The sequence below is a fragment of the Sulfobacillus thermosulfidooxidans DSM 9293 genome, from assembly GCF_900176145.1.
GTDB classification, from domain to species: domain Bacteria; phylum Bacillota; class Sulfobacillia; order Sulfobacillales; family Sulfobacillaceae; genus Sulfobacillus; species Sulfobacillus thermosulfidooxidans.
In genome coordinates this window covers 812,830-836,248 of the sequence record NZ_FWWY01000001.1, presented here as the reverse complement: position 1 = coordinate 836,248, position 23,419 = coordinate 812,830, and the positions used below count along the sequence as shown (strand labels likewise).

The following is a 23,419-nucleotide window of genomic DNA, read 5'->3' as shown; positions in this document are numbered from 1 at the left end:
TTGAAGTGAAAGTTATCGAATCACGTCAGAAGACAGAAATGAGTCATGGAGAGTTTGATCCTGGCTCAGGACGAACGCTGGCGGCGTGCGTAATACATGCAAGTCGAGCGGACCTTCGGGTCAGCGGCGGACGGGTGAGGAACACGTGAGTGATCGGGCTGTGAGTGGGGGATATCGGGCCGAAAGGCGCGGCAATCCCGCATACGTTCCGGGGAACCGGAAGAAAGCTTGGCAACAGGCGCTCACAGGGGAGCTCGCGGCCCATTAGCTAGTTGGGGGGGTAATGGCCTCCCAAGGCGACGATGGGTAGCCGGCCTGAGAGGGTGAACGGCCACACTGGGACTGAGACACGGCCCAGACTCCTACGGGAGGCAGCAGTAGGGAATCTTCCACAATGGGCGCAAGCCTGATGGAGCAACGCCGCGTGAGTGAAGACGGCCTTCGGGTTGTAAAGCTCTGTCTGTCGGGACGAAGACCGGCCCGGAAGGGCCGGGGAGCCGGTACCGACGGAGGAAGCCCCTGCAAACTACGTGCCAGCAGCCGCGGTAAGACGTAGGGGGCAAGCGTTGTCCGGAATTACTGGGCGTAAAGGGCGTGTAGGCGGTGCGATACGTAGCGGTTTTAAGCCTCCGGCTCACCCGGAGGAGGGCGGCTAAACGGTCGCGCTAGAGGGCAGGAGAGGTGCGTGGAATTCCTGGTGGAGCGGTGAAATGCGTAGAGATCAGGAAGAACACCCGTGGCGAAGGCGGCGCACTGGCCTGGCCCTGACGCTGAGGCGCGACAGCGTGGGGAGCGAACGGGATTAGATACCCCGGTAGTCCACGCCGTAAACGATGGGTACTAGGTGTCGCCCGGGTCCACCGGGCGGTGCCGGAGCTAACGCACTAAGTACCCCGCCTGGGGAGTACGGCCGCAAGGTTGAAACTCAAAGGAATTGACGGGGGCCCGCACAAGCAGTGGAGCATGTGGTTTAATTCGACGCAACGCGCAGAACCTTACCAGGACTGGACACGCTCGTGAGCGCCGCGAAAGCGGCGGGCCCTTCGGGGAGCGAGCGCAGGTGCTGCATGGTTGTCGTCAGCTCGTGTCGTGAGATGTTGGGTTAAGTCCCGCAACGAGCGCAACCCTTGTCGTGTGTTGCCAGCGGTTCGGCCGGGCACTCACACGAGACTGCCGGTGACAAACCGGAGGAAGGTGGGGATGACGTCAAATCCGCATGGCCTTGATGTTCTGGGCTACACACGTGCTACAATGGTCCCGACAACGGGATGCGACGGCGCGAGCCGGAGCCAATCCTTCAAACGGGATCTCAGTTCGGATTGCAGGCTGCAACTCGCCTGCATGAAGCCGGAATTGCTAGTAATCGCCCATCAGCATGGGGCGGTGAATTCGTTCCCGGGCCTTGTACACACCGCCCGTCACACCACGAGAGTCGGCCACACCCGAAGCCGGGCGATCCAACCGCAGATGCGGAGGGTCCCGTCGACGGTGGGGTCGGTGATTGGGGTGAAGTCGTAACAAGGTAGCCGTATCGGAAGGTGCGGCTGGATCACCTCCTTTCTAGGGAGCTTCACATGACGATATGGTTTCCGAGGACCGACGGCGGCGCAGAGCGCCGCGGCCGGCGGACCTTGACAACTTTACAGGAGAAAGAGACAACCAGCACACGGGGGATGCCTCGGGTGCGGATGGGGCGAAGAAGGTCGTGGCACGCCACGAAAGGCCTCGGGGAGCGGCGTCGCACGCAACGATCCGAGGGTCACCGAATGGGGAAACCCCCAGACCGGCAGGTCTGGACGGTTCGCCACAGGGCGAAACCGAGTCCAAAGCGGGGAACTGAAACATCTCAGTACCTGCGTCGAGAAAGCGTCAGCGAATCCCGTAGTAGCGGCGAGCGAACCGGGACGAGTCCAAACGTTCGAGGCGTGACCGGACATACCGGCGCCTCGGGCGGGTTGCGGGCCTGTCTTGTCGGCGTATGTCGACCGACACCGGCTCTGCGCCGTCGATCCGAAGCTGTTGGAATGCAGCGCCCTAGCGGGTGAGAGCCCCGTCGGAGCAGACGCGCGCAGACCGGGACAGGTTCCAGAGTACCACGGTCCTCGTGGAAGACCGTGGGAAGCCGGGCGGCCCACCGCCCAAGACTCCCGACCATCCGTCACCGATAGCGCAGAGTACCGTGAGGGAACGGTGAAAAGCCCCCCGGGAGGGGAGTGAAAGAGATCCTGAAACCGTGTGCTGTCAAGCCGTCAGAGTGGGGTTCGCCTCATGATGGCGTGCCTATTGAAGAATGAACCGGCGAGTGACCGGCAGGCCGCGAGGTTAACGACCGGGAGGTCGGGAGCCGGAGCGCAAGCGAGTCTGAAGAGGGCGGCCAGTGGCCGCCGGTCGACCCGAAACCGTGTGATCTAGCCGGCGCCAGGCTGCAATCCCCTTAAGCCGGGATGAAGGGCCGCACCCGTGTCCGTTGAAAAGGGCTGGGACGAGCGGCGGCTAGGGGTGAAATGCCAATCGAACACGGAGATAGCTGGTTCTCCCCGAAATCGCTTGAGGGCGAGCCTCCCCGACCAATACCGACGGGGTAGCGCTCTGTGAATGGAAGGGGTCCGTGAAGGATTACTGCCTGTTCGCAAACGACAAAGTCGTCGGTAGGCGGGAGAGAGTCAGACGTTGGGGGATAAGCTCCAAGGTCAAAAGGGTAAGAGCCCAGATCGTCCGCTAAGGTCCCCAAATGACCACTGAGTGGCAAAGGTCGTCGCGTGATCGAGACAGCCAGGAGGTTGGCTTAGAAGCAGCCATCCTTGAAAGAGTGCGTAATAGCTCACTGGTCGCAGTCGCGCGGCGCCGAGAATGTGCGGGGCTAAGTGGTCTACCGAAGCGGCGAATCGGCCTCCTTAGGAGGCCGGTGGTAGGGGAGCGTCCGCCGGGGGGCGAAGCGTGCGGGGAACCGTGCGTGGACCGCGGCGGAGTGCGAATGCCGGTATGAGTAGCGAAAAGGCCCGTGAGAATCGGGCCCGCCGAAAGCCGCAGGGTTCCGGAGGCAGGATCGTCCGCTCCGGGTTAGTCGGGCCTAAGGCGAGGCCGTTGAGGCGTAGTCGATGGAGACACGGTGGAGATTCCGTGACCAGCCGATCACAGCGAAGGGAGCAGGACGTGGTCCGCGGGGGTCTGCGCCCCGTTGGTCGTGGGCGTCCCGCAAGGGGGACGGAACCGCAAGTACGGAAGAGAGCTCGGCGGACCACCGAGAAAAGTGCAACTGGAGTGATCGGGTGTCCGTACCCGAAACCGACACAGGTAGGCGAGGCGAGGAGCCTCAGGCGCGCGAGTGACCTCTCGTTAAGGAACTCGGCAAATTACCCCCGTAACTTCGGGAGAAGGGGGCCCGGCCGCAGCCGCGGCCGGGGGCACTACAGCGGCCCAAGCGACTGTTTACCAAAAACACAGGTCCCTGCGAAGTCGTAAGACGCCGTATAGGGGCTGACGCCTGCCCGGTGCTGGAAGGTTAAGGTGAGGGGTGCAAGCTCCGACCCGAAGCCCCAGTCAACGGCGGCCGTAACTATAACGGTCCTAAGGTAGCGAAATTCCTTGTCGGGTAAGTTCCGACCCGCACGAAAGGCGTAACGACTTGGGCACTGTCTCAACGAGAGACTCGGTGAAATTGCAAGTCCTGTGAAGATGCAGGATACTTACGACTGGACAGAAAGACCCCGTGGAGCTTTACTGTAGCCTGCCATGGAACGCGCGCGACGTGTGTACAGGATAGGTGGGAGGCGGAGAAGCCGCCGCGTTAGCGGCGGGGGAGCCATCCTTGGGATACCACCCTCACGGCGTGCACGATCTAACCGCCGCCGGCACCCGGCGCGGGACAGTGGCAGGGGGGCAGTTTGACTGGGGCGGTCGCCTCCTAAAGCGTAACGGAGGCGCCCCATGGTTCCCTCAGCACGGTTGGACAGCGTGCAGGGCGTGCAAAGGCACAAGGGAGCTTGACTGCGAGCGTGACAACGCGAGCAGAGCCGAAAGGCGGGCTTAGTGATCCGGTGGCACCGCGTGGCAGGGCCATCGCGCAACGGATAAAAGCTACCCCGGGGATAACAGGCTGATCTTCCCCAAGAGTCCATATCGACGGGAAGGTTTGGCACCTCGATGTCGGCTCATCGCATCCTGGGGCTGAAGTCGGTCCCAAGGGTTTGGCTGTTCGCCAATTAAAGCGGTACGTGAGCTGGGTTCAGAACGTCGTGAGACAGTTCGGTCCCTCTCCGTCGTAAGCGGTGGATACTTGAGGGGCGCGACTCCTAGTACGAGAGGACCGGAGTGGACGAACCGCTGGTGTGCCCAGTTGTGTTGCCCAATGCAGCGCTGGGAAGCTAGGTTCGGAGCGGAGAAGCGCTGACCGCATCTAAGCGCGAAACCGACCCCAAGATGAGGTATCCGAGGCGGCCTATGGGCCGCCACGAGACCCCCACACGACCAGTGGGTAGATAGGTGGTCCGTGGACACCCGGTAACGGGCGGAGCGAGACCATACTAATCGGTCGAGATCTTTCTCCTGTGAAGTTGTGAGGGTCTGTGGAGCCCCGAAGTTTGTCGGTGCTTTAGGTCGCGTGTGTTGACCCGTTCCCATCTCGCACACGGTCGTCCCCCACGCGGCCGCTGGTGGTACTGGATCCGTCGGGATCTGGGAGGCCCAGTGGTGCCGACAGATATTTTTTGTAGCTCTCTTCTGGAAACAGGGAGAGCTTTTTTGTATACCTTGAGCCAATAAGAGATAAGTTGGGTATATGGTACAATGAGCACAAGGTAAAGAGGGAGAGGAATTTTATGGCAACTGTGAGTTTCTGGGGTGGTGTCGGCATTACCGGGTCTAGTAAAGTCTTAATCGAAGATCAGGGTTGGCGGGTCCTTTTAGACATGGGATTAGATCGACCTCAAACTGATCTCTATCATCATCCCGTTAGTCCACGACCGGGACAAGAATTACATGACCGGTTAAAAGTCGGAGATGCTCCCTGGATTCCTCATTTGTTTCGCAAAGATGCGGTTGCCGGGACAGGTTTGGCGGGAAATAGTGACGGTAAAACGGCCGTGTTTATTACCCATTCGCACGTTGACCATATTGGCTTAACGGGATGGATTGATCCCGATATTCCAATTTATGCTGCTCCGGAAACGGCTCGCGTTCGGCATGCCTTAACGGTTGTTGGTGAAGCGGCGAAAAAGGATCCTAGTTTTGAATTAATTTTTGCTGAACAAGTGATGTTAGAAGGTGCTCCCCCTCATATTATTCCAACGGCAGAAGCTCAACCCGTGGAATTCGGCCCTTTTCAGATAACACGATATCTTGTTGACCATGATGTTCCGGGGGCATCGGGATATATCGTTGAGACAGCGAGTGGACGCGTCGCCTATACAGGGGATATTCGTTTGCATGGGCGTCATCCAGAATGGGTGAAACGATTTGCTCAAGCCGCATATGGGTCAGAAGTCTTAGTCATTGAAGGCACAACATTGGGAAACAAGACACGGGATACCGAACATCCCGCCACTGAAGAGCAAGTGGATAAGACATTCACGGATATTGTTGAACATACCCGGGGATTAATGCTGATCACCTTACGCCCACGCAATATTGAACGGATTGAATCGTTCATGCGCATCGCAGAAAAATTTGGTCGCCAGATTTTATGGTCCAAAGAATTTGCTACCTTTTTAGAAGCCTACGGGCTTAAGGTATGGCGCATGGATTATAGTCCGGCACAGCTAAAAAAAATCCAAGCGCATCCTGAACGCTATATCATTCAGATGTGGCCACGAGATATTCCATGGGTCATGGATTTACCGGTCGGCAAAGAGAGTGTATTTATCCAGGCCGATGGCGATCCTAAGTTAACGTCACCTGCAGGACGTTCTTTACAACATTGGTTACAACGCTATCATATCCCTCTTCGAACATTGGGCACCCGGGGTCATGGAAGCCCTGAAGCAATCCACAAAATCGTTGAGTGGATCCGACCCAAAATCGTTTATCCTTTACACACGCATGCACCTGAACTTTTGTTACCAGAACCTCCGACCATCCGCATTGTGCCAGAATACGGGCGTCGTTACCCTATCGGTTAAGGGGATATCAAAAAGGGTCGTGGTTTTGAGCCACGGCCCTTTTTTGTGCGCGACAGGCTAATGCAAGTTCTGGATGATATTCATCACGACGACGACAATCATAAATAGAACGTAAAGACGTAGTCCCCAAATCGTGCCTTTTAAGGCGGGAGACAGAGGGAGCAATCCTAATTCTTCAATGTGCTGTCGCGCCTTGTTGTGGTCTTCCAATAACGTATCAATCGGTAACGCGTCTTTTGTCTCTGAGGACCATTGTGCGGAATTCATCAGTAATCTCCTCCTTATATCTTCACATGGCTATGTCAATGACATAGGGGATTGTTATTTCCTTATGAGCGTGGGTTAAAACCATTGCGGAAAAATAACAGAGATGGCATAAATCATGCCCGCAAGCGAGACGAAAATACCAACCGCTAACCCTAAAGCATTAAGCCACCATGTGCTCCGGTGAGCACCCATAATGTCTTTATCGTTGGCCAAGATTAGTAAGAATCCGATGGCGGGAGGCATGGTCAGCACCGCGATAACATTGACCATAATCACAACCATTTCTAAGGGAAAACCGGGAATTAACACCAGTGATCCGGCCAAAGCCGCCACCCCAATTAACACGAGATAAAACCCTTTAGCTTCATGAAAGGAACGGTTGAGACTATGGGCTTGACGGGCGACTTCGCCGAAGGCATAGGCCGATGAAGTCGAAATGGTGGTGGCTGCAACTAAGCCCGCTTCGAGAACACCTAAGGCAAAGAGGGAGCCCCCAATGTGGCCGACATATGGGGTTAAGGCTTGCGCGAACTGGGCGGCACCAAATTGACTGGCATTCATGTGATGAATAAATAATGGGGTCGTGGCAATGATACAGGCGATAGCTGCTAAGGCCGCGAATAACGCGCCTAACGCGGTATCAATGCGTCCGTGGCGAATATCGGCGACGGTGAGTCCCTTGTCACTGACGGCTCCTTGTTGAAAAAAGAGCATCCAAGGTGTGATCGTGGCCCCGATATCCGAAAGCAAAATCACTAAGGTATTGGTATTAAAACCCCCAACCAAAGGATGCCAGGTTAAAAACGATCGACCGACCTGACCCCAATTGGGATGGCTTAAGATAGCCACCGGGATAAATACCAAATTGAAGAGGGCAAGGATCAGCACAAAACGCTCCCACGACCAGTAGCGCCGTACAATCACGGCCGTACTGACCACAGCAATGCCGCATAAGACCGCAACCCAGGCCGGTATCCCAAAATATCCGGCACCCGCGACAATCCCGACAAATTCTGTTACTAACGTGAGAAAATTTGTAAAGAGCAGGTCAATCATGGCAAAATTGCCCCAGAAACGCCCAAAGCGACGGTAAATGAGCTCGGCGTGCCCTGCCTGACTGGCTGCACCAAGACGGACCGTGATTTCTTGGGCCACAAATGCCATGGCAAAGGTTAAAAGAACGAACGGGAGAAAAAAACCTATACCAAATTGAGAACCCGTCGCGGCATAAGATAGCATGCTGGGGGCATCATTTTCGCCTAGCATCACGAGAATTCCCGGGCCAATGAGGAGCCATAATAGGCGAGCTGGCCTGTGCTGAAGGCGAGCTTGATGAACGGCTAAACGATCAAGGGCCCGGTGCTGGTGTTCATGAGAGACAGACGGGGAAAAATTGTCGGGAGTCATTCGCGCATCACCTCAAGTTTCTTAGTAGATGTTTTCTTTGTTAGCCTTAGGCAATATCACACTATGGAAGAAACTAAGAAGAGGTGAAAGCGATTTCCAGATTTTCTTGTTCTCAGAAGTGTTGCCAAGAATTTGGGTGTGGTATTATGTCCGTACGTGACATGCTAAGCTGGTGCTTGACAAACCTGATATACTACAATTAAAGAGCAATAAAAGGCAAAGTCAATCAAGAGGGGAGTCAAATGGCTAGCATTAGTGATGAGATTGAGGCATATATTCGCCATCTTTTAGCACAATCAGAAGATGGTGTGATTGAAATTCAACGAGCTGATTTGGCAGGGCGCTTTGATTGTGTGCCGTCACAAATTACGTATGTATTGATGACGCGTTTTACCCCTGAACGTGGCTATCTGGTTGAAGGGCGACGGGGAGGGGGAGGAGGCATAAAGGTTCTGCAACTCGTAACCGAGTCTCAAGAAATCATTGAGGCGATCTCAGGACTAGAAAGCATTGATCAAACGCGCGCACTAAGTATTATTGAACGGCTTTACGAGGCAGAACATATTACAGACCGGGAGCGAGCGCTACTTTCCGCAGCCATGCGTCGCGATGTCTTGAATATTGGGCTTCCGGAAAGAGACCGTCTAAGGGCCAGGATTCTCCAGGCAATGTTGACGATGCTGCTCCGCCCGAAGGAGGCAAATTAATATGGAACAAAATTCAGAGCCTCGTCAGGACCGGGTGCAATTGTGTCAACGGTGTGAAAGCCGCCCGGCTTCGGTGCACATGAGTACCGTCGTGAATGGCGAAAAATTTGATCGATTTCTTTGTGAGGATTGTGCCCGGCAAGAGGGCGCCTATCACTTTATGCTGGTGCCCCAGTTCACAATCCAACACGTACTCGGGGGATTGATAGGTGCCACTCCCACGGGCCAACGCCGTCAAGCCGTGGTCGATAAGACGTGTTCTGTGTGTGGCTATTCATATCAACAATTTGCCGAAACTGGACGGCTTGGTTGTGACCACTGTTATGAGGCATTTCATGAGGAATTAGAACCGTTAGTCAAACGCTTACATGGCAGTGTTGAGCATCACGGTAAGGTACCTAAGCGAGGCGGTCAAGATATCCTACAACAGCGAACATTAGAAGAATTACGTAGCAAGATGCGAGAGGCCATTGCCCGGGAAGCGTTTGAAGAGGCAGCCAAATGGCGAGACGAGATTCGTGCTTTGGAACAGCAGCATGCCTCTGGGGGGTCAAATCATGGAGCCCTTTAGCGCATGGATGCAGGCGAAAGGGCCCGATGCTGATATTGTCCTCTCAAGCCGCATTCGTTTGGCACGTAATCTGAAGGATATGGTATTTCCTAATCGGTTGACGGATGATGTCGCCGAAAAAATGCTCCATCAAGTCGAGCAAGCCGTGAATGATTTAAGTAGGACGTGGCAAATGCATTTCGAGCGGCTGGATCATCTCAGTCCAATTGACCGGCAGGTTTTGGTGGAAAAGCACTTGATCAGCCCCGCATTTATCGAAGAACCTGTTAAGTACCGTGCAATCGCCATTGATGAGCGGGAAAGTATTAGTATTATGGTGAATGAGGAAGATCATTTGCGCATTCAAATCCTGTTATCCGGTTTGCAGCTCGAAGAAGCCTGGACCGTGGCGAATCAATTGGATGATGCGCTAGAACGTCGTTTGGATTACGCTTATGATAGTCATTCTGGTTACTTAACGGCCTGCCCGACGAATATCGGAACGGCAATGCGTGCTTCGGTTATGGTGCATTTACCAGCTCTCGTCTTAACGCGTCAAGCTTCTCAAGTCTTTACGACATTAGCTCAAATTGGCATGGTGGTTCGCGGGTTGTACGGGGAAGGTTCCGATGCCATTGGGAACATTTTTCAAATCTCCAACCAGGTCTCATTAGGATTGAGTGAGGAAGAATTTATTCATAACTTGGCAACGGTGACGCAGCAAATTGTGGGACGTGAACGTCATGCGCGTCAATATTTGCAGCACAATGCAGGAGTGATGCTGGCGGACCGCGTGGAAAGGGCATGGGGGCTTTTGACACATGCTCATATTATGACCTCGGAAGAAGCGCTCCGCTTATTATCTGAGGTGAAATTGGGACAAGATTTGGGCTTATTGCCCAAAACAAAAAGCACATTTACGCAGTTGACGTTGTTTACCCGACCGGGATTTTTGCAATCACAAGCCGGTCATGAATTAAACGCCCAGGAGCGTGATCAGATTCGGGCTCAATTTTTACGTGAAAGATTGCGTGAGGAAGTCCAGTCTGTCTAAGCGCTTTCCGTGGGAGGATAGGTAGAGGGGATACAGGTTTTAATGGGGAAGGAGAATGCTGATGTTTGGACAATTTACAGAAAAAGCTCGTCGCGTGGTGATTCATGCGCAAGATGAAGCGCGACGGATGGGCCACAATTTTGTGGGGACGGAACATCTACTTTTGGGTCTCATACGGGAAACCAATTCCTTACCGGCCAAAGTCCTTCAGTCGATAGGGTTGGACTTGGAAACCGTCCGTGCGGAAGTCTTAAAAGCCACCGGACGGGGACCGGCTATTGGCCCCAATGAGGAAGTAACCTTTACGCCACGGGCCAAAAAAGTGGTATTGGAATTAGCCGGGCAAGAAGCGCGGGCTCTAAATCAAAACTATATTGGACCCGAACATCTCTTGCTGGGTTTGATTCGCGAAGGTGAAGGGGTTGCAGCGCAAGTATTATTAGCGGCAGGAGCCGATTTAAATAAAGTGCGTCATCAATTATTGCATAATGCCGCTGGCGGACAAGTTCCCGCTGGAGGAGCTCCCGAACAGCCGCAAGCGGTCAATACCCCGACATTGGATCTCTATGGTCGGGACTTAACCCAAATGGCCCGGGAAGGGAAATTGGATCCGGTTATTGGCCGCGACAAAGAAGCTGAACGGGTGATTCAAATTCTTAGTCGGCGAACCAAGAACAATCCCGTCCTCATTGGAGAACCCGGTGTTGGAAAAACGGCCGTAGTAGAAGGTTTAGCCGAGCGCATTGTGGAAAACAAAGTCCCTGAGATTTTAAAGGACCGCCGTGTCGTGGCGCTGGATTTAGGAGCGATGTTGGCAGGTTCCAAGTATCGAGGAGAATTTGAGGATCGGCTTAAACGAGCGATGAACGAAATACGCGAAGCCAAGAACGTGATTTTGTTCATTGATGAGATGCATACGATTGTGGGCGCTGGAGCAGCCGAAGGCGCGATTGATGCGGCCAACATTTTAAAACCGGCGTTAGCCCGTGGTGAGTTACAGGCCATTGGAGCCACGACGCTAGATGAATATCGCAAATATGTGGAACGGGATCCGGCTCTAGAACGACGATTTCAGCCGATTATGGTGGAAGAGCCGTCAGCGGATGAAGCCTTGCAAATTCTCAAAGGACTCCGTGACCGTTATGAAGCGCATCACCGTGTCAATATTACCGATGAGGCCTTAGAAGCCGCTGTGCGCTTGTCCGACCGTTATGTCTCGGATCGCTTTTTACCGGACAAAGCCATTGACTTAATTGACGAAGCGGCGTCACGGGTCCGGCTCAAAAGCTATGTGGCGCCACCCGATCTGAAAGATCTCGCTGAAAAGTTGGAGGAGATTCGCAAGGAAAAGGAAGCAGCGGTTCAAGCCCAGGAATTTGAAAAAGCGGCTCAAATGCGTGATGAAGAACAAAAGCTGCGAGAAGAGCTTGACCGAGAAACCCAGGAGTGGCATAGCCGTCAAGGGAAAGAAGCGATTAATGTTACCCCGGAGGATATTGCCCATATTGTCTCGTCGTGGACTGGAATTCCGGTAGAAAAACTCAAGGGAGAAGAATCGGAGCGGCTCCTTAAATTAGAGGACGAATTACATGCCCGGGTGGTAGGACAAGACGAAGCGGTGAAAGCCGTGAGTCGTGCCATTCGCCGAGCTCGAGCAGGGTTGAAAAATCCTCGACGTCCCATTGGATCGTTCTTATTCCTCGGCCCAACCGGAGTCGGAAAATCGGAATTGGCCAAAGCCTTGGCGTCCTCACTATTTGGTGATGAAGAGGCGATGGTGACCATCGATATGTCCGAATACATGGAACGTCATGCGGTTTCTCGGTTAATGGGGGCTCCTCCTGGGTATGTGGGTTACGAAGAAGGGGGTCAGCTGACGGAAGCTGTGCGTCGTCACCCGTATTCCGTCGTCTTGTTGGATGAGATTGAAAAGGCACATCCGGAAGTCTTCAACATTTTGTTGCAGGTCCTCGAAGAAGGCCGTTTAACCGAGGCGAAAGGACGTACGGTCGATTTCCGCAATACGGTAATTATCATGACGTCCAATGTTGGTGCGGATTTGATTAAGCGTCAGAACACGATTGGATTCCGCCGAGAATCGGACGACAGTCATTACCGGGAAATGAAAGACCGGTTAATGGATGAAGTCAAGCATACCTTTCGGCCGGAATTTATCAACCGGGTCGATGAAATTATTGTCTTCCATGAATTGTCGGCTGAACAATTGGCAGAAATTGTTGGCATCATGCTCAAAGAAGTGGAAGACCGGATTCGCCAAAACGGTTATGAGCTGTCCGTGACCGATGCCGCCAAGCTGGTGATTGCGAAATCCGGTTATGATCCGGTCTTTGGTGCCCGCCCACTTCGCCGGGCTATCCAGCGACTTGTCGAAGACCAATTAGCTGAGGATATCTTAGCAGGGAAGTTTGCCGAAGGAGCCCATATTTTAGTCGATGCGGAAGATGGGCAATTGACATTTTCCCAGATACCGGAAAATGACCCGGTGATGAAGCAATCATGACGTCTTCAGACTGTTATTAGGAGGTGGACGGGATTCGGGAACAGACGCGCTATGTATGTCAAGTATGTGCAACGACTTCTGCCCGGTGGTTAGGCCGTTGTCCCGGCTGTGGGGGATATAACACGATGGAACAAGAGATTGTCACCAAAAATTCTAAACCGTCGGCCCTTACTGCTGGGGACGGCCCCATCCCTATCGGGGCCGTGCAGTCTGAGCATGTTGAACGGATCTCTACGGGCATTGCTGAAGTCGATCGGGTGTTAGGGGGAGGCATGGTTCCCAACGGATATTTCTTGCTCGGGGGCGATCCTGGCATTGGTAAATCGACCTTGTTGCTTCAAATCGCCTCATTTGTGAGTCGCACGGGACCGGTCCTCTATATTACGGCAGAAGAATCTCAAGGTCAGACCCGCATTCGTGCCCAGCGTCTGGGGGATTTGCCTGATCGTCTTTATATTATGGCCGAAGGGAATATCGAGCGTATCGAACAGGCAATCCGGGCGCAGAAATGGCAATTGGTGGTCGTAGATTCGTTACAAACCGTTTATGATCCCGAGATCGAGTCCGCTCCTGGCAGTGTGGGACAAGTTCGGGGGATTGCCGCTCGCTTAATGCGATTGGCTAAAGAAGTCTGTCCCATTTTCTTAGTGGGACATGTGAATAAAGAAGGGTCAAAGCGGCCCGCGGCTTAAGGAAACTTAGGTCGAGTTACTGAGCTATATGCATGAAACATCGGGAGTGACGCGCGAGAGCCCGTCACAGCGATCAACGTGCAGGAAACAAAGAAAGCGGCGAATACTTTGGATCCTCAGAGACAATATGCTCAGCTCCTCACGTTATGGGCACAAGGTAATAAGATTCTTCGGCGTCAAACTAATGGCCAACCAGATGCCAGAGTGCTGCAAAGTTGGAAACTTGGGCAGAGTATGGCGAGCCATGGTATCGAGGTTCTTCCCCTGAGGCTCGAACCCGCTATTTTCTTATTGGCTCCTACACCAACGGATGCATTATGGTGTGTTTTGGTGGATAGAGATTATGGGATGCATAATTCTCAATTGTTTCGACGTATGCTGTGGTTGGACCATAAAGAAAAACCGGCCCTGCATGCGGGTCCCATTTGGTCTATATCTGAAAATTTGGCCAAAAAGTTGGGCGTGATGCAGTGGAAGATCTTATGCCAGTGGATGGATAGAGCGTGCGATGATGTGGAATGGCCAGAAAATTGGCAAGCCATTACGGTATTGGCCGGATTATCACACCAACCGCAATTAATTGGGCAGGCACCGGCTCAAGACTGGTTCGGTTTGTCGCAACTCTGGCGGCATCAAGGGACATGGCAACGGGTTCACCTGCAAAAAGATTACCCGTGGCTTCAATACGATCCGGTGCCGAAAAAATATCTCTGGCCGTGCTCCTAACGAAGGATGAAGACAGTGTCCAATTGCGCTAGCAGGTCCCCGCGTGGTCGAACATTTGGTGGATGTCGTGTTAATGTTCGAAGGCGACCGTCAACAAATGTTTCGGGTCCTTCGGGGCATCAAAAATCGTTTCGGATCTACGAGTGAACTGGGATTGTTTGCGATGGAAGGTGAGGGATTGGTCGGGGTTGAAGATCCTTCCCGATTACTGCTGGAAGAGAGACCCGTAGACCGCCCTGGGTCCATCGTAGTGGCGGCATTTGAAGGAACACGACCGCTTATGGTGGAAGTGCAAGCTTTGTTGGTGAGAAGTTTTGGGACCCCTAGGCGAGTTGTATCGGGCATGGATCCTCACCGCGTGGCCCTCGTCCTAGCAGTGATCGAACGGCATTTAGGGATAAAGATGTCGGAAATGGATGCCTATTTTAAGGTAACGGGCGGCATATCGCTAGATGACCCGGCGCTGGATTTGGGTGTGCTGGTGGCGGCGTTGTCCTCCTTTACGGGCAAAGCTGTGTCTTGTGAATGGGCAGTATGCGGTGAAGTGGGATTAACCGGGGAAATCCGCCGGGTGCCCCGGTTAGCGGAGCGGGTTAAGGAGGCCATGGGATTAGGTTTTACCCGAGTCTTGGTCCCTGGTGCGGTGTCCTCTGTTCAACCCGGTCTCGTTACGGTAGCAGCAACCCAGGTGAGTGAGGTTGTATCCCGATTAGGGCTCGAATTGTCAGAGGAATAAGTCGGTCAACCCCCGCTCTTAAGGTCTTAGGTTGCAAATAATCCCAGTAACCAGCCTTAGGGATCTGAGGATGCTCTGTGATTTCTGATTCTGGTACCGGCAGCACGGGTTAGCAGCTGTTGCAAGCACGTATGCACTAAGAAAGGAGCGAAGGCGGCTTTTTCTCCGCCCGCAAGGGCGGAGTCCCCGCCGACTATGATGGACGATCCGCTTCTGGAAGTGTTATCCCGAATTGCGCCGGGTACGGCTCTTCGGGAAGCGATAGACAATATTATTCGCGCGCGAACGGGTGCATTAATTATTATTGGCGGAGAACCAGAGATTGATGAAGATTGCGAAGGAGGATTTCGCCTCGATGTCCCTTTTCACCATGAATTTGTCTATGAGCTAGCGAAAATGGATGGGGCCATTCTCCTTGACCAAGACATCCATCGAATTCGTAAAGCGAATGTGGAGCTCATCCCCAAAAAATATGCCACATCAGCCGAAACGGGCATGCGTCACCGTACCGCGGAGCGCATAGCTAAAACGCGCAATGCTACGGTCATTGCGGTGTCGGAAAGACGAAGTATTGTCACGATTTACAAAGGACAATCCCGTTATGTTCTGCATGATTTAAGTTATATTTTGACGAAAGCGACGAGTGCCTTGGCCTCTTTAAGCCGGTATGATCGGTTATTTCGGAGCGCGGTGAGGCGCCTTGCCGAAAGTGAGGCCGAAGAAGCTGTTCCCTTAGTCGATGTCATCGAGGCTTTGCGGCGAGGATATATTGCCTTGAGCATTCGTCAAGAAATTAATCGATATGTGGTAGAGTTAGGGCGGGACGGTCATCTTATTGATTTGCAATTAGAAGAGTACCCCGATATTTTCCGCGATTGGATAGGGATTTGGAAAGATTATCAGGCTGAAAATATGCCCGTTCCCAATCCGGTGATACTCGATGCCGCATCATGGTCCCAGGAAATGTGGGCGAATCGTTTAGGTTATGATCAGTTGGACTACCGGATAGAGCCGCGTGGATACCGTCTACTACATACTATTCGACTGCCGGATGATGTCATTGAGATATTAATGCAAGAATATCGTACATTATCCGAAATGCGACAGGCTTCGCTAGACGACTTCAGCCAAATTTCAGGAATCGGATCCCAAAGAGCGCGAACTATCTGGGCTGCACTGCATGAGACATATAGCGATGCAAATTTTTAGGCACCGGACTGACCGGTGCCTTTTTGCCAAATTCTTTGCTTTTTCTCATCTATTCGGTGCTATGATATTACTCACGGAGGTATTGAATTTGTTTTCTGCACTTGTAAATTAGGGTATTTATTCCACACCTCCGGGAAAAACTAGAAATTGGGATGACAAACATCTTATGGGTCATCTGATTATGTCAGGGGGAGGTGGCAGATATGGGAAGAACTGTGCGCCAAATTCTCACGATCTTTGGGGGAGTACTCGGGATTGCGGGCGTATTCCAAAATCTTCATGCCTTAAAGGCGCTACCATATCTGAATGGACTAGGACCAGACCGCGGAGCCATTTTACTGGGCATTGGTCTCATTGGAGGCGGTTTGATTGCTTATATTTTGGGCCCTTGGCTGATTAATGGAGCCAGTAAGACAATGGAGTGGGGCGAAAGTCGGTTACAAAAAACGCCCACACAAGATTTATTGTCTGGCTCCGTCGGGTTGATTGTTGGGCTCTTAATTGCGTTTCTTTTAACGTCCGAATTAAATGGACTAGGCCTCGTTGGGGTTTTGATTCGTATTGCGATAAGCGTTGGGTTTGGTTATGTCGGACTTAGGGTATCCATTCGGAAAAAGGACGAACTGATGCGTCCGCAAAGCTGGTTGCCGCGGGTGAAACACCGTGTGAATGACAGCGTGAAACCGAAAATCCTCGACACGTCTGTGATTATTGATGGACGTATCGCAGATATTTGCCAAACCGGATTTCTCGAAGGTCCCTTGGTCATTCCCGGATTTGTCCTTGAAGAATTAAGACATATTGCCGACTCCGCCGATGTCTTAAAGCGTAATCGTGGGCGCCGGGGACTTGATATTCTCAACCACATTCAAAAAGAGTTAAAGACACAGGTACAAGTTTATGAACGTGATGTCGATCCCAGTTTGGAAGTTGACTCTAAACTGCTCAAACTGGCAAAAATCTTGGACGGCAAAGTGATTACGAACGATTTTAATCTCAACAAGGTGGCCGAACTTCAAGGCGTTCCGGTTCTCAACATTAACGAACTCGCCAATGCAGTAAAGCCGGTCGTTTTACCAGGAGAAGAAATGGTTGTGCACGTAATCAAAGACGGAAAAGAGTCGGGCCAAGGTATTGGATATTTGGACGATGGAACGATGATTGTAGTGGATGGGGGCCGTAAGTTTATTGGCCAAACGGTTACGGTGATTGTGACCTCAGTTTTACAAACAGCTGCAGGCCGGATGATATTTGCCAAACTCAAGTCCGCTTTAGGGGCTGTTGAACTGAGTGAAGCGTAAGCGACAGTTTTTCGTTCAAAGCCCGGCTAATGCCGGGCTTTTTCCTGTACAATAGCATCATGTGACAGGGGCGGACGATGTGAATCCCAGCTATTAGGGGTGTTCTGTGAAAAGTTTTGGCATATTGTTGGCGGCAGGCCAAAGTCGCCGCATGGGGGCTTTAGGTCCTAAATTATGGTTAATGGTGGGAGGGCGTCCTGCCTTTGCCTGGAGCCTGTGGCACTTTGCGGTTAAGGGTGAATTTGATGGGGGCGTAGTGGTGGCGCGTCCCGAAGATTTTGAGCGGATTGAGCACTGGTTCAACCAGTTTGGGTTAACACACTGGCGGTTGACGACGGGATCCACAGAACGTTATTTATCCGTACAACAAGGCCTTGCGGCACTTAAAGGGTTAGCCCAAGATCAGGACGTTGTCTTAATTCACGATGCGGCACGGATTTTGGTTCCCTTTGCGGTGATTGACCGGGTACGACATGCTGCATTTCAACAAGGAGCGGCAATGCCCGCACTGCCAGTGACCGATACCGTCAAAGGAGTCGTGGAAACACCCTCGGGAGTTGAAGTGATAAAAACCATTCCCCGGAGTCAATTGCGCCTCGCCCAAACTCCTCAAGGGTTTCACTACCGTATGATTCGTCAAGCTCATGAAGCCTGGCAACAAGGCGTGCCAACGGATGATGCGGAGGTCGTCGAACATTTTGGACACCGGGTCATGGTCGTACCAGGAGATCATGATAACCGCAAACTTACGACGCCGGATGATTTGAGCTGGTTTGAATGGAGGTTACAACAAATCCATGACTAATCGCATCGGACAAGGCATTGATGTGCACCCCTTAGTGGCTAACCGTCCCTTAATCTTAGGAGGGGTGCATATTCCCTTTGAGAAGGGCCTAGAAGGTGATACGGATGGGGATGTCCTGACCCATGCCTACATGGATGCCATATTGGGCGCTTTAGCAATGGGGGATTTAGGCACGTATTTTCATGCGGAGGATCCGGATGTCAAAGGGGCCTCATCGGTGGCATTAATGGCACGCGTTGTGGAGATGATGGCTCATGCACATTATCAAGTGATTTCGGCTGATTTGACTATCGTGGCCCAGCGTCCCAAAGTAGCGCCCTATATCCAGGCGATTCGCCAAAATTTAAGCCGGGCCAGCGGTTGTCCATTGGATTACTTTTCCGTGAAAGCGACAACCACCGATCATTTGGGAGCCTTGGGTCGTGAAGAAGGCATTTTAGCATTAGCAACCGTCTTATTGGCCCCGGTTTAAATACTGCATAATCCCTTCCGCAATGGCTGCTGCTAATTGACTTTGATATTGGGAATTGATAAGTCGGGATGTGTCCAAGGAATGCGTCAGGAAACCCACCTCAACATTGATGGCAGGGACTCCGACTTCTTGGAGGACGAGTTGCCGAATAGGGCGGGGAGTAATGACTTTGCCCGTGACTCGTGCCAAGGCGTTGGAGACCTGTGAGGCTAATTCCCATGATGATACGGATCCAGAAGCGTAATAGACGATTGGACCTTGTGCGATGCCACTTGGTTCGGCGTTGGTATGAATAGAAACAAAGATGGTGGCATGCCACTGGCGCGCTAAATAGGCGCGGTACCGTAAATCGCGCACATTATGAAAAGGAGGGGCACTAGGAGCCCGGTCGCTTGTCCGGGTCATATACACATGAATCTGTCTCTGGCGTAAAAGAGTGGATAAGAGAAGACCTATACTGAGATTAATATTTTTTTCATAGACTCCTTGGGCTCCAATGGCTCCAGGATCTTGACCTCCGTGGCCGGGGTCAATGACCACGATGGGGGTGGGAGTTATGGCTGGGCTTACGGGAAGTTGATAGCAGGTGATGAGGAACGCTCCCAGCAAGCCGACAATTGCAAGCCATCCAGAAATTTTGTGGGCGACATTCAAGAGCATCCGCCTCTTTCTCTTGGTTCTGACCCACATTATGTGATTGTGCGAGAAATTAGACATTTTTCCATGAAAACTGAGGCCAGAAAGTCTTGGCAAGCCTACCTGTTGTGGTAGCCAGCTCTGGCTAAGGTCCGCAAGTCGCGATCATCACTTTTGTCCAGAGCTGTGATAGCCATCTTGAGTTTTCTTTGCAACCCAAGCATCTCCTGCCCGTGGTCATCAATTAGGGAGAGGTTGGCTGAGGTGTGCTCTGTGCCAAGCTTCGGGGCGTTTCAGCGCGAAAATATGCCTGGCCGATATCTGTTCCATAACCGATTTCTAGGACATGATGAGGACCCATAGCGATATGGGGAATCGGAGGCCAGTCAGGAGGGGTATTCGAGCCATGTTGACTCCATGTGGAGGCTGGAGCGGGATAGGACAGTTTAGGCCATGACCACTGTTTTATCGCGTGGTGTGGCAACCACAGTGTCAAATGATGGACGGATGCTAACCACAGACCGTCATGGTCCGCTGTTTCTGCGGCAATAGGACTGAGGGACAAATGGGCAATCCACTGAATTTGTTGGTGTTGAATGAGGCCAATATTGCCGTTTGCATCCACGATCCATAGGCCTGAACGAAATTGCCCCATACTGACAAAGAAGTCTCCCGTCGGCGCCTGCGCTTCTGGGGTCCATTGATTATCTTGGGTGTTCAGTTCCCAAAGGGTATTCGCACTCAGAAGCCAGACATGCTGGGAACTATGCCCAAAGGCAATGGCGACGGGTGTGGCGTTACTGGGAAGAGGATAAGACTGCATCTGTTTCGTATTCACGTTCATAATCCGAACGAGCTGCGTTCCTTGAAAAGAGGTGTAGACAGAAGCTGTGTAGGGATTGCGATGTACAGTGGGTCCAGGAATGGCATAATCGCCGGGGACAAAGCGATTCTCATTGGTCCATCCTCCCACATATCCCCAGTGACGATACCACACCGTGTGGGCTCCGCTGACGATTAAATCGACAGCTCCCCAGTATGCCGACTGGCTCAGACTTAAATTGGAGGCTGATAAGCCCGAATGACTCGGAAAATATGGTGTCCAAGGGACGGTGCGCCATAGGTTTTGACCCGATTGCGGATTATACCAGCCAATTACCGTGCTATCCCCGAGGGGATTACTCGTTCCGTAATAGATACGTCCATCTGGTCCAGCTAGCACCGAAGAAATGGCCGTTCCTTCGTCCAAAAGCACTTCGGGTCCAACAGAAACCGGATGCCACTGAATTACCGGCATACTGACATATCGCGTGGCGCGGCTCGCGGTTTGGATAGGCTTTTTTGGCGGTTGGGATGAGGTGGCGTGACATCCGCTAAGGAGGATTGCCGAAGCCAGGATTAGACTATACTGCACATATTGCCGTATGTTCAAAAGACTGTCCCGCCTTCCTGCTGGTCAGTGGTGCGATCATTGCGGAAATCTCTATGTCATAATCCCGATTCAAGACCGGTTATAAGAGGTAGACCACACACGTCTTTAGAATGAACTTGAAGTTGATGGTGGTCATGTCGAATTCACAATGATATCAGATTTCGACACCTATTATAATCCCATTTTAAAAGAAGTGATGATTAAGCACCAAGTTTTAAGGACGTTCCCTATCGCTTAAAAGCTCGGCGAGGGTATGATTGTTGTCTATCTGGTGGATACTTTTGGGAAAGCGAGATTGACGCGGTTAGCAAGTTTTCCTAAAATGCGAGCATGATGCTGGGATGAAATGCGATTAGGAGAAAGGATCGGCCCATGATTCAAATTTATGATAGCTTGACCCGAACAAAACGCCCCTTCGTGCCTCTCCATGAAGGTGAGGTGTCGATTTATGTATGTGGGGTAACACCATATGCCGAAGCCCACGTGGGGCATGCTAGGCCTGCTGTCGTCTGGGATGTGATTAAACGGCACTTTATGCGCCGTGGTTATATTGTCCGCCATGTCCAAAATTTTACCGACATTGATGATAAAATTGTCAACCAATCTCAAAGCGAGAAGGTCCAAGCCAGTCAATTGGCCGCGAAATATATGGAACAGTACAATCAATTGATGCAACAATTGCATGTGCTGCCTCCAGATTTTGCTCCCCGGGTAACAGAAAATATTGCGGAAATTATTACGTTCATTCAGGGACTGATTGACCGGCAAAAGGCTTACGTTGTTGGCCATGATGTCTATTTTTCTGTGAATACCGATGAAAACTATGGACAGCTTTCTGGCAGGCGGATAGAAGAACTTTATCAAGGGGTTCGGGTCGAGGTTCATGAAGGAAAACATGATCCCGCAGATTTCGCGCTATGGAAAAGTGCCCCAAGAGACGAACCCGGTTGGGAGAGCCCATGGGGATATGGCCGGCCGGGATGGCACATTGAATGCTCCACCATGGCTTCGCGATATCTCGGTCGTCAATTCGATTTGCATGGCGGCGGCATGGACTTAATTTTTCCCCATCATGAGAATGAACGCGCTCAATCCCAAGGGCTATATGATTGTGAACCGGCACAGTTTTGGGTCCATAATGGGCTGATTACACAAAATGCCGTGAAAATGTCCAAATCCTTAGGTAATGGTCTTAGCCTCCAGGAGATCATTCACAACGTGGATCCTCTGGTGTTACGAACATATTTGCTCAGTGTTCATTACCGGACCCCGTTAGATTTTAGTTTACAAGGACTTGAAGAATGGGGACGAGGACTTCAGCGTATTTGGCGTCTATGGGAGGAGGCTAAAGATGCTCCCGCTCCAAGCGAATGGATTGACGCGCCGTGGGCCAAGCGACTGCGAACATTTGAGTCGAACTTTTTGAGTTTTTTGGATGATGACTTTAATACGGCACGGGCTTTTGCCGAGATTTTTGATATGGTTCACAATGCCTATCAAGGGATTGAACAAAACCACCGGGCTTATGCCTTAGGATGGGCACGTCATAACCTGGTTCAAGCCAACATGATTTTAGATTTTCTGCCGGCCCTTGCTACTGACCATCAGGGTGTGAACGACTTGGCCACACGCTTAATGGCTATTCGCGAGCAAGCCCGGAAAAATCGCGATTATGTCCAGGCGGATCAAATCCGTAATTTACTAATAAAGGCGGGATATTACATTGAAGACACGCCCACGGGACCGCGGATCATTTTCGCGGCGGAAAATGGCCAAACCCGCTAATCAACGCGAAGGCGTCCGTAAAAATACCGGGAGTCTGGAAGCTATTGCGCCGGCGACAGCAAATGAGTCTGTCATTGTGGGACGGCATCCAGTTCTTGAAGCGTTGCGCGCGGGGCGTTCCTTGCAACGGTTGTGGGTCCAAAATCAGCTGGCCGAAGGCAGCCTCAAAGAAATTCTCGGGATCGCCCGGGAAAAAGGTGTCGTGATTCATGAAGTGCCGCGGGCTAAATTGGACGAATTGGCTGGGGATCTGAATCATCAAGGAGTGGTGGGATTAATCAGTGTCGCACCGCTTGCGACGTTAGATGATGTGTATGCTTTGGTCACGGCTCGGGGATTTGACGCGTTTTTGATTGTGCTAGATCAAATTCAGGATCCACAAAATTTGGGAGCTATTATTCGTGTGGCCAATGCCGCTGGAGCGGATGCGGTGATTATGCCGAGCCGTAATAGCGCACCATTGACGCCTGCCGTGCGTAAAGCCTCAGCCGGGGCTACCGAATATGTTCCTGTGGCCGTTGTGTCCAACTTGGCGCAAACCATTGAGACCATCAAAAAGTGGGGAATCTTTGTTTATGCTGCGGATCCCCAAGGTGAGATCTTGTACACCCAGGCGAATTATCATGGTCCCACCGCGATCGTAATCGGAGCCGAAGGGCAAGGGATTCGCCCCTTAGTGAAAAAACGCTGTGATCAAACCGTGAGATTGCCCATGGTGGGCCAAGTGGCCTCGTTGAATGCGGCCACCGCATGCGCGGTCTTGGCTTTCGAAGTGGTACGACAGCGACAAGCACCCTAATCGTGTCATATTTTTTATGAATGTGGACAAAAAACGCAAAAGTTACACGTTTCGCCGTCAGAAGACTTGACGGCGATTTTCGTGCCTCGCTATAATGAGGCAGACATTAGCCGAAGTGAAGTTTCTTTAACATATTGTTATAGAATATTCTGATTTCTTTAGGCCTTGGTGATGGAGGCGATGTGAGTGTGTTAGGCCCCTCGT

Annotated in this window: 18 protein-coding genes, 3 rRNA genes and 1 pseudogene; 18 read left to right on the top strand and 4 right to left on the bottom strand. The window is 52.1% G+C overall.

What is annotated here, in order from left to right; translation table 11 throughout:
• The first annotated feature begins 42 nt into the window (after positions 1-42).
• From B8987_RS04435 to B8987_RS04425, 4 genes are all read left to right on the top strand, one after another.
• Positions 43-1,560 (top strand): 16S ribosomal RNA (locus B8987_RS04435).
• An 86-nt stretch (positions 1,561-1,646) separates the two neighbouring features.
• Positions 1,647-4,547: ribosomal RNA gene (locus B8987_RS04430) — 23S ribosomal RNA — on the top strand.
• 35 nt (positions 4,548-4,582) lie between these two features.
• Positions 4,583-4,698 (top strand): 5S ribosomal RNA (gene rrf / locus B8987_RS20200).
• The 16S, 23S and 5S rRNA genes sit together here, the layout of an rRNA operon.
• Before the next feature lie 119 nt (positions 4,699-4,817).
• The gene (locus B8987_RS04425) at positions 4,818-6,116 is read left to right on the top strand and encodes an MBL fold metallo-hydrolase (protein ID WP_084660907.1); all 1,299 of its coding nucleotides are present in this window, start codon (positions 4,818-4,820) and stop codon (positions 6,114-6,116) included.
• A gap of 57 nt (positions 6,117-6,173) precedes the next feature.
• Here B8987_RS04425 and B8987_RS04420 read toward each other — a convergent pair whose 3' ends face one another.
• Positions 6,174-6,383, bottom strand: coding sequence for a hypothetical protein (locus B8987_RS04420; RefSeq protein WP_037913075.1), 210 nt, complete (start codon positions 6,381-6,383; stop codon positions 6,174-6,176).
• Between the two features lie 75 nt (positions 6,384-6,458).
• The gene (locus tag B8987_RS04415; protein WP_028962670.1) at positions 6,459-7,790 is read right to left on the bottom strand and encodes an NRAMP family divalent metal transporter; all 1,332 of its coding nucleotides are present in this window, start codon (positions 7,788-7,790) and stop codon (positions 6,459-6,461) included.
• Positions 7,791-8,032: 242 nt separating this feature from the next.
• Here B8987_RS04415 and B8987_RS04410 point away from each other — a divergent pair, with 242 nt between their 5' ends.
• The 12 genes and pseudogenes from B8987_RS04410 to ispF all read left to right on the top strand — a co-directional run bounded on the left by B8987_RS04410 (position 8,033) and on the right by ispF (position 18,563).
• The gene (locus B8987_RS04410) at positions 8,033-8,497 is read left to right on the top strand and encodes a CtsR family transcriptional regulator (RefSeq protein WP_028962671.1); all 465 of its coding nucleotides are present in this window, start codon (positions 8,033-8,035) and stop codon (positions 8,495-8,497) included.
• 1 nt (position 8,498) lies between these two features.
• A complete protein-coding gene (locus tag B8987_RS04405) occupies positions 8,499-9,068 on the top strand; it encodes a UvrB/UvrC motif-containing protein (protein WP_051351121.1) in 570 nt (189 codons plus the stop codon).
• Positions 9,055-10,101 carry a protein arginine kinase gene (locus B8987_RS04400; RefSeq protein WP_051351122.1) on the top strand — a complete coding sequence of 349 codons (1,047 nt, stop codon included), beginning with the start codon at positions 9,055-9,057 and terminating at the stop codon, positions 10,099-10,101. The genes B8987_RS04405 and B8987_RS04400 overlap by 14 nt, the downstream gene beginning before the upstream one ends.
• A gap of 61 nt (positions 10,102-10,162) precedes the next feature.
• A complete protein-coding gene (locus tag B8987_RS04395; protein WP_020373715.1) occupies positions 10,163-12,622 on the top strand; it encodes an ATP-dependent Clp protease ATP-binding subunit in 2,460 nt (819 codons plus the stop codon).
• A gap of 23 nt (positions 12,623-12,645) precedes the next feature.
• Positions 12,646-12,741: pseudogene (locus B8987_RS20195) on the top strand (hypothetical protein); the annotation flags it as partial.
• 6 nt (positions 12,742-12,747) lie between these two features.
• Positions 12,748-13,314, top strand: a complete 567-nt coding sequence (locus B8987_RS04390; RefSeq protein ID WP_051351123.1) for an AAA family ATPase — start codon at positions 12,748-12,750, stop codon at positions 13,312-13,314.
• A 108-nt stretch (positions 13,315-13,422) separates the two neighbouring features.
• A complete protein-coding gene (locus B8987_RS04385) occupies positions 13,423-14,040 on the top strand; it encodes a hypothetical protein (RefSeq protein WP_139793462.1) in 618 nt (205 codons plus the stop codon).
• 43 nt (positions 14,041-14,083) lie between these two features.
• Positions 14,084-14,776, top strand: a complete 693-nt coding sequence (locus tag B8987_RS04380; protein ID WP_084660905.1) for a S16 family serine protease — start codon at positions 14,084-14,086, stop codon at positions 14,774-14,776.
• Between the two features lie 195 nt (positions 14,777-14,971).
• Positions 14,972-15,985: a DNA integrity scanning diadenylate cyclase DisA gene (gene disA / locus B8987_RS04375; protein ID WP_051351125.1), complete on the top strand. Its 1,014-nt coding sequence runs from the start codon at positions 14,972-14,974 to the stop codon at positions 15,983-15,985.
• A gap of 203 nt (positions 15,986-16,188) precedes the next feature.
• Positions 16,189-17,286: a PIN/TRAM domain-containing protein gene (locus B8987_RS04370; protein ID WP_084660904.1), complete on the top strand. Its 1,098-nt coding sequence runs from the start codon at positions 16,189-16,191 to the stop codon at positions 17,284-17,286.
• 106 nt (positions 17,287-17,392) lie between these two features.
• Positions 17,393-18,091: a 2-C-methyl-D-erythritol 4-phosphate cytidylyltransferase gene (ispD, locus tag B8987_RS04365; protein WP_037913081.1), complete on the top strand. Its 699-nt coding sequence runs from the start codon at positions 17,393-17,395 to the stop codon at positions 18,089-18,091.
• A complete protein-coding gene (gene ispF, locus B8987_RS04360; protein ID WP_028962677.1) occupies positions 18,084-18,563 on the top strand; it encodes a 2-C-methyl-D-erythritol 2,4-cyclodiphosphate synthase in 480 nt (159 codons plus the stop codon). Before ispD ends, ispF begins: the two co-directional genes overlap by 8 nt.
• Here ispF and B8987_RS04355 read toward each other — a convergent pair.
• Both B8987_RS04355 and B8987_RS04350 read right to left on the bottom strand, forming a co-directional pair.
• A complete protein-coding gene (locus tag B8987_RS04355; protein WP_176213146.1) occupies positions 18,546-19,223 on the bottom strand; it encodes an N-acetylmuramoyl-L-alanine amidase family protein in 678 nt (225 codons plus the stop codon). The two genes, ispF and B8987_RS04355, sit on opposite strands and share 18 nt — an antisense overlap.
• 220 nt (positions 19,224-19,443) lie before the next feature.
• Entirely contained in the window at positions 19,444-20,631 is a 1,188-nt protein-coding gene (locus tag B8987_RS04350) for an NHL repeat-containing protein (protein ID WP_028962678.1), read from the bottom strand.
• A gap of 372 nt (positions 20,632-21,003) precedes the next feature.
• Between B8987_RS04350 and cysS the strand changes: the two genes are divergently transcribed.
• Positions 21,004-22,416, top strand: a complete 1,413-nt coding sequence (gene cysS, locus B8987_RS04345; protein WP_084660902.1) for a cysteine--tRNA ligase — start codon at positions 21,004-21,006, stop codon at positions 22,414-22,416.
• On the top strand, positions 22,355-23,215 hold the full coding sequence (rlmB, locus tag B8987_RS04340; protein ID WP_051351126.1) for a 23S rRNA (guanosine(2251)-2'-O)-methyltransferase RlmB: 861 nt from the start codon (positions 22,355-22,357) through the stop codon (positions 23,213-23,215). The genes cysS and rlmB overlap by 62 nt, the downstream gene beginning before the upstream one ends.
• Positions 23,216-23,419 lie beyond the last annotated feature (204 nt).

What these genes read in the sequence shown, in the direction of transcription:
- B8987_RS04425 (WP_084660907.1), top strand. Translation starts at nt 4,818, where the DNA reads ATGGCAACTGTGAGTTTCTGGGGTGGTGTCGGCATTACCGGGTCTAGT.
- B8987_RS04420 (WP_037913075.1), bottom strand. Translation starts at nt 6,383, where the DNA reads ATGAATTCCGCACAATGGTCCTCAGAGACAAAAGACGCGTTACCGATT.
- B8987_RS04415 (WP_028962670.1), bottom strand. Translation starts at nt 7,790, where the DNA reads ATGACTCCCGACAATTTTTCCCCGTCTGTCTCTCATGAACACCAGCAC.
- B8987_RS04410 (WP_028962671.1), top strand. Translation starts at nt 8,033, where the DNA reads ATGGCTAGCATTAGTGATGAGATTGAGGCATATATTCGCCATCTTTTA.
- B8987_RS04405 (WP_051351121.1), top strand. Translation starts at nt 8,499, where the DNA reads ATGGAACAAAATTCAGAGCCTCGTCAGGACCGGGTGCAATTGTGTCAA.
- B8987_RS04400 (WP_051351122.1), top strand. Translation starts at nt 9,055, where the DNA reads ATGGAGCCCTTTAGCGCATGGATGCAGGCGAAAGGGCCCGATGCTGAT.
- B8987_RS04395 (WP_020373715.1), top strand. Translation starts at nt 10,163, where the DNA reads ATGTTTGGACAATTTACAGAAAAAGCTCGTCGCGTGGTGATTCATGCG.
- B8987_RS04390 (WP_051351123.1), top strand. Translation starts at nt 12,748, where the DNA reads ATGGAACAAGAGATTGTCACCAAAAATTCTAAACCGTCGGCCCTTACT.
- disA (WP_051351125.1), top strand. Translation starts at nt 14,972, where the DNA reads ATGATGGACGATCCGCTTCTGGAAGTGTTATCCCGAATTGCGCCGGGT.
- B8987_RS04370 (WP_084660904.1), top strand. Translation starts at nt 16,189, where the DNA reads ATGGGAAGAACTGTGCGCCAAATTCTCACGATCTTTGGGGGAGTACTC.
- ispF (WP_028962677.1), top strand. Translation starts at nt 18,084, where the DNA reads ATGACTAATCGCATCGGACAAGGCATTGATGTGCACCCCTTAGTGGCT.
- B8987_RS04355 (WP_176213146.1), bottom strand. Translation starts at nt 19,223, where the DNA reads ATGCTCTTGAATGTCGCCCACAAAATTTCTGGATGGCTTGCAATTGTC.
- cysS (WP_084660902.1), top strand. Translation starts at nt 21,004, where the DNA reads ATGATTCAAATTTATGATAGCTTGACCCGAACAAAACGCCCCTTCGTG.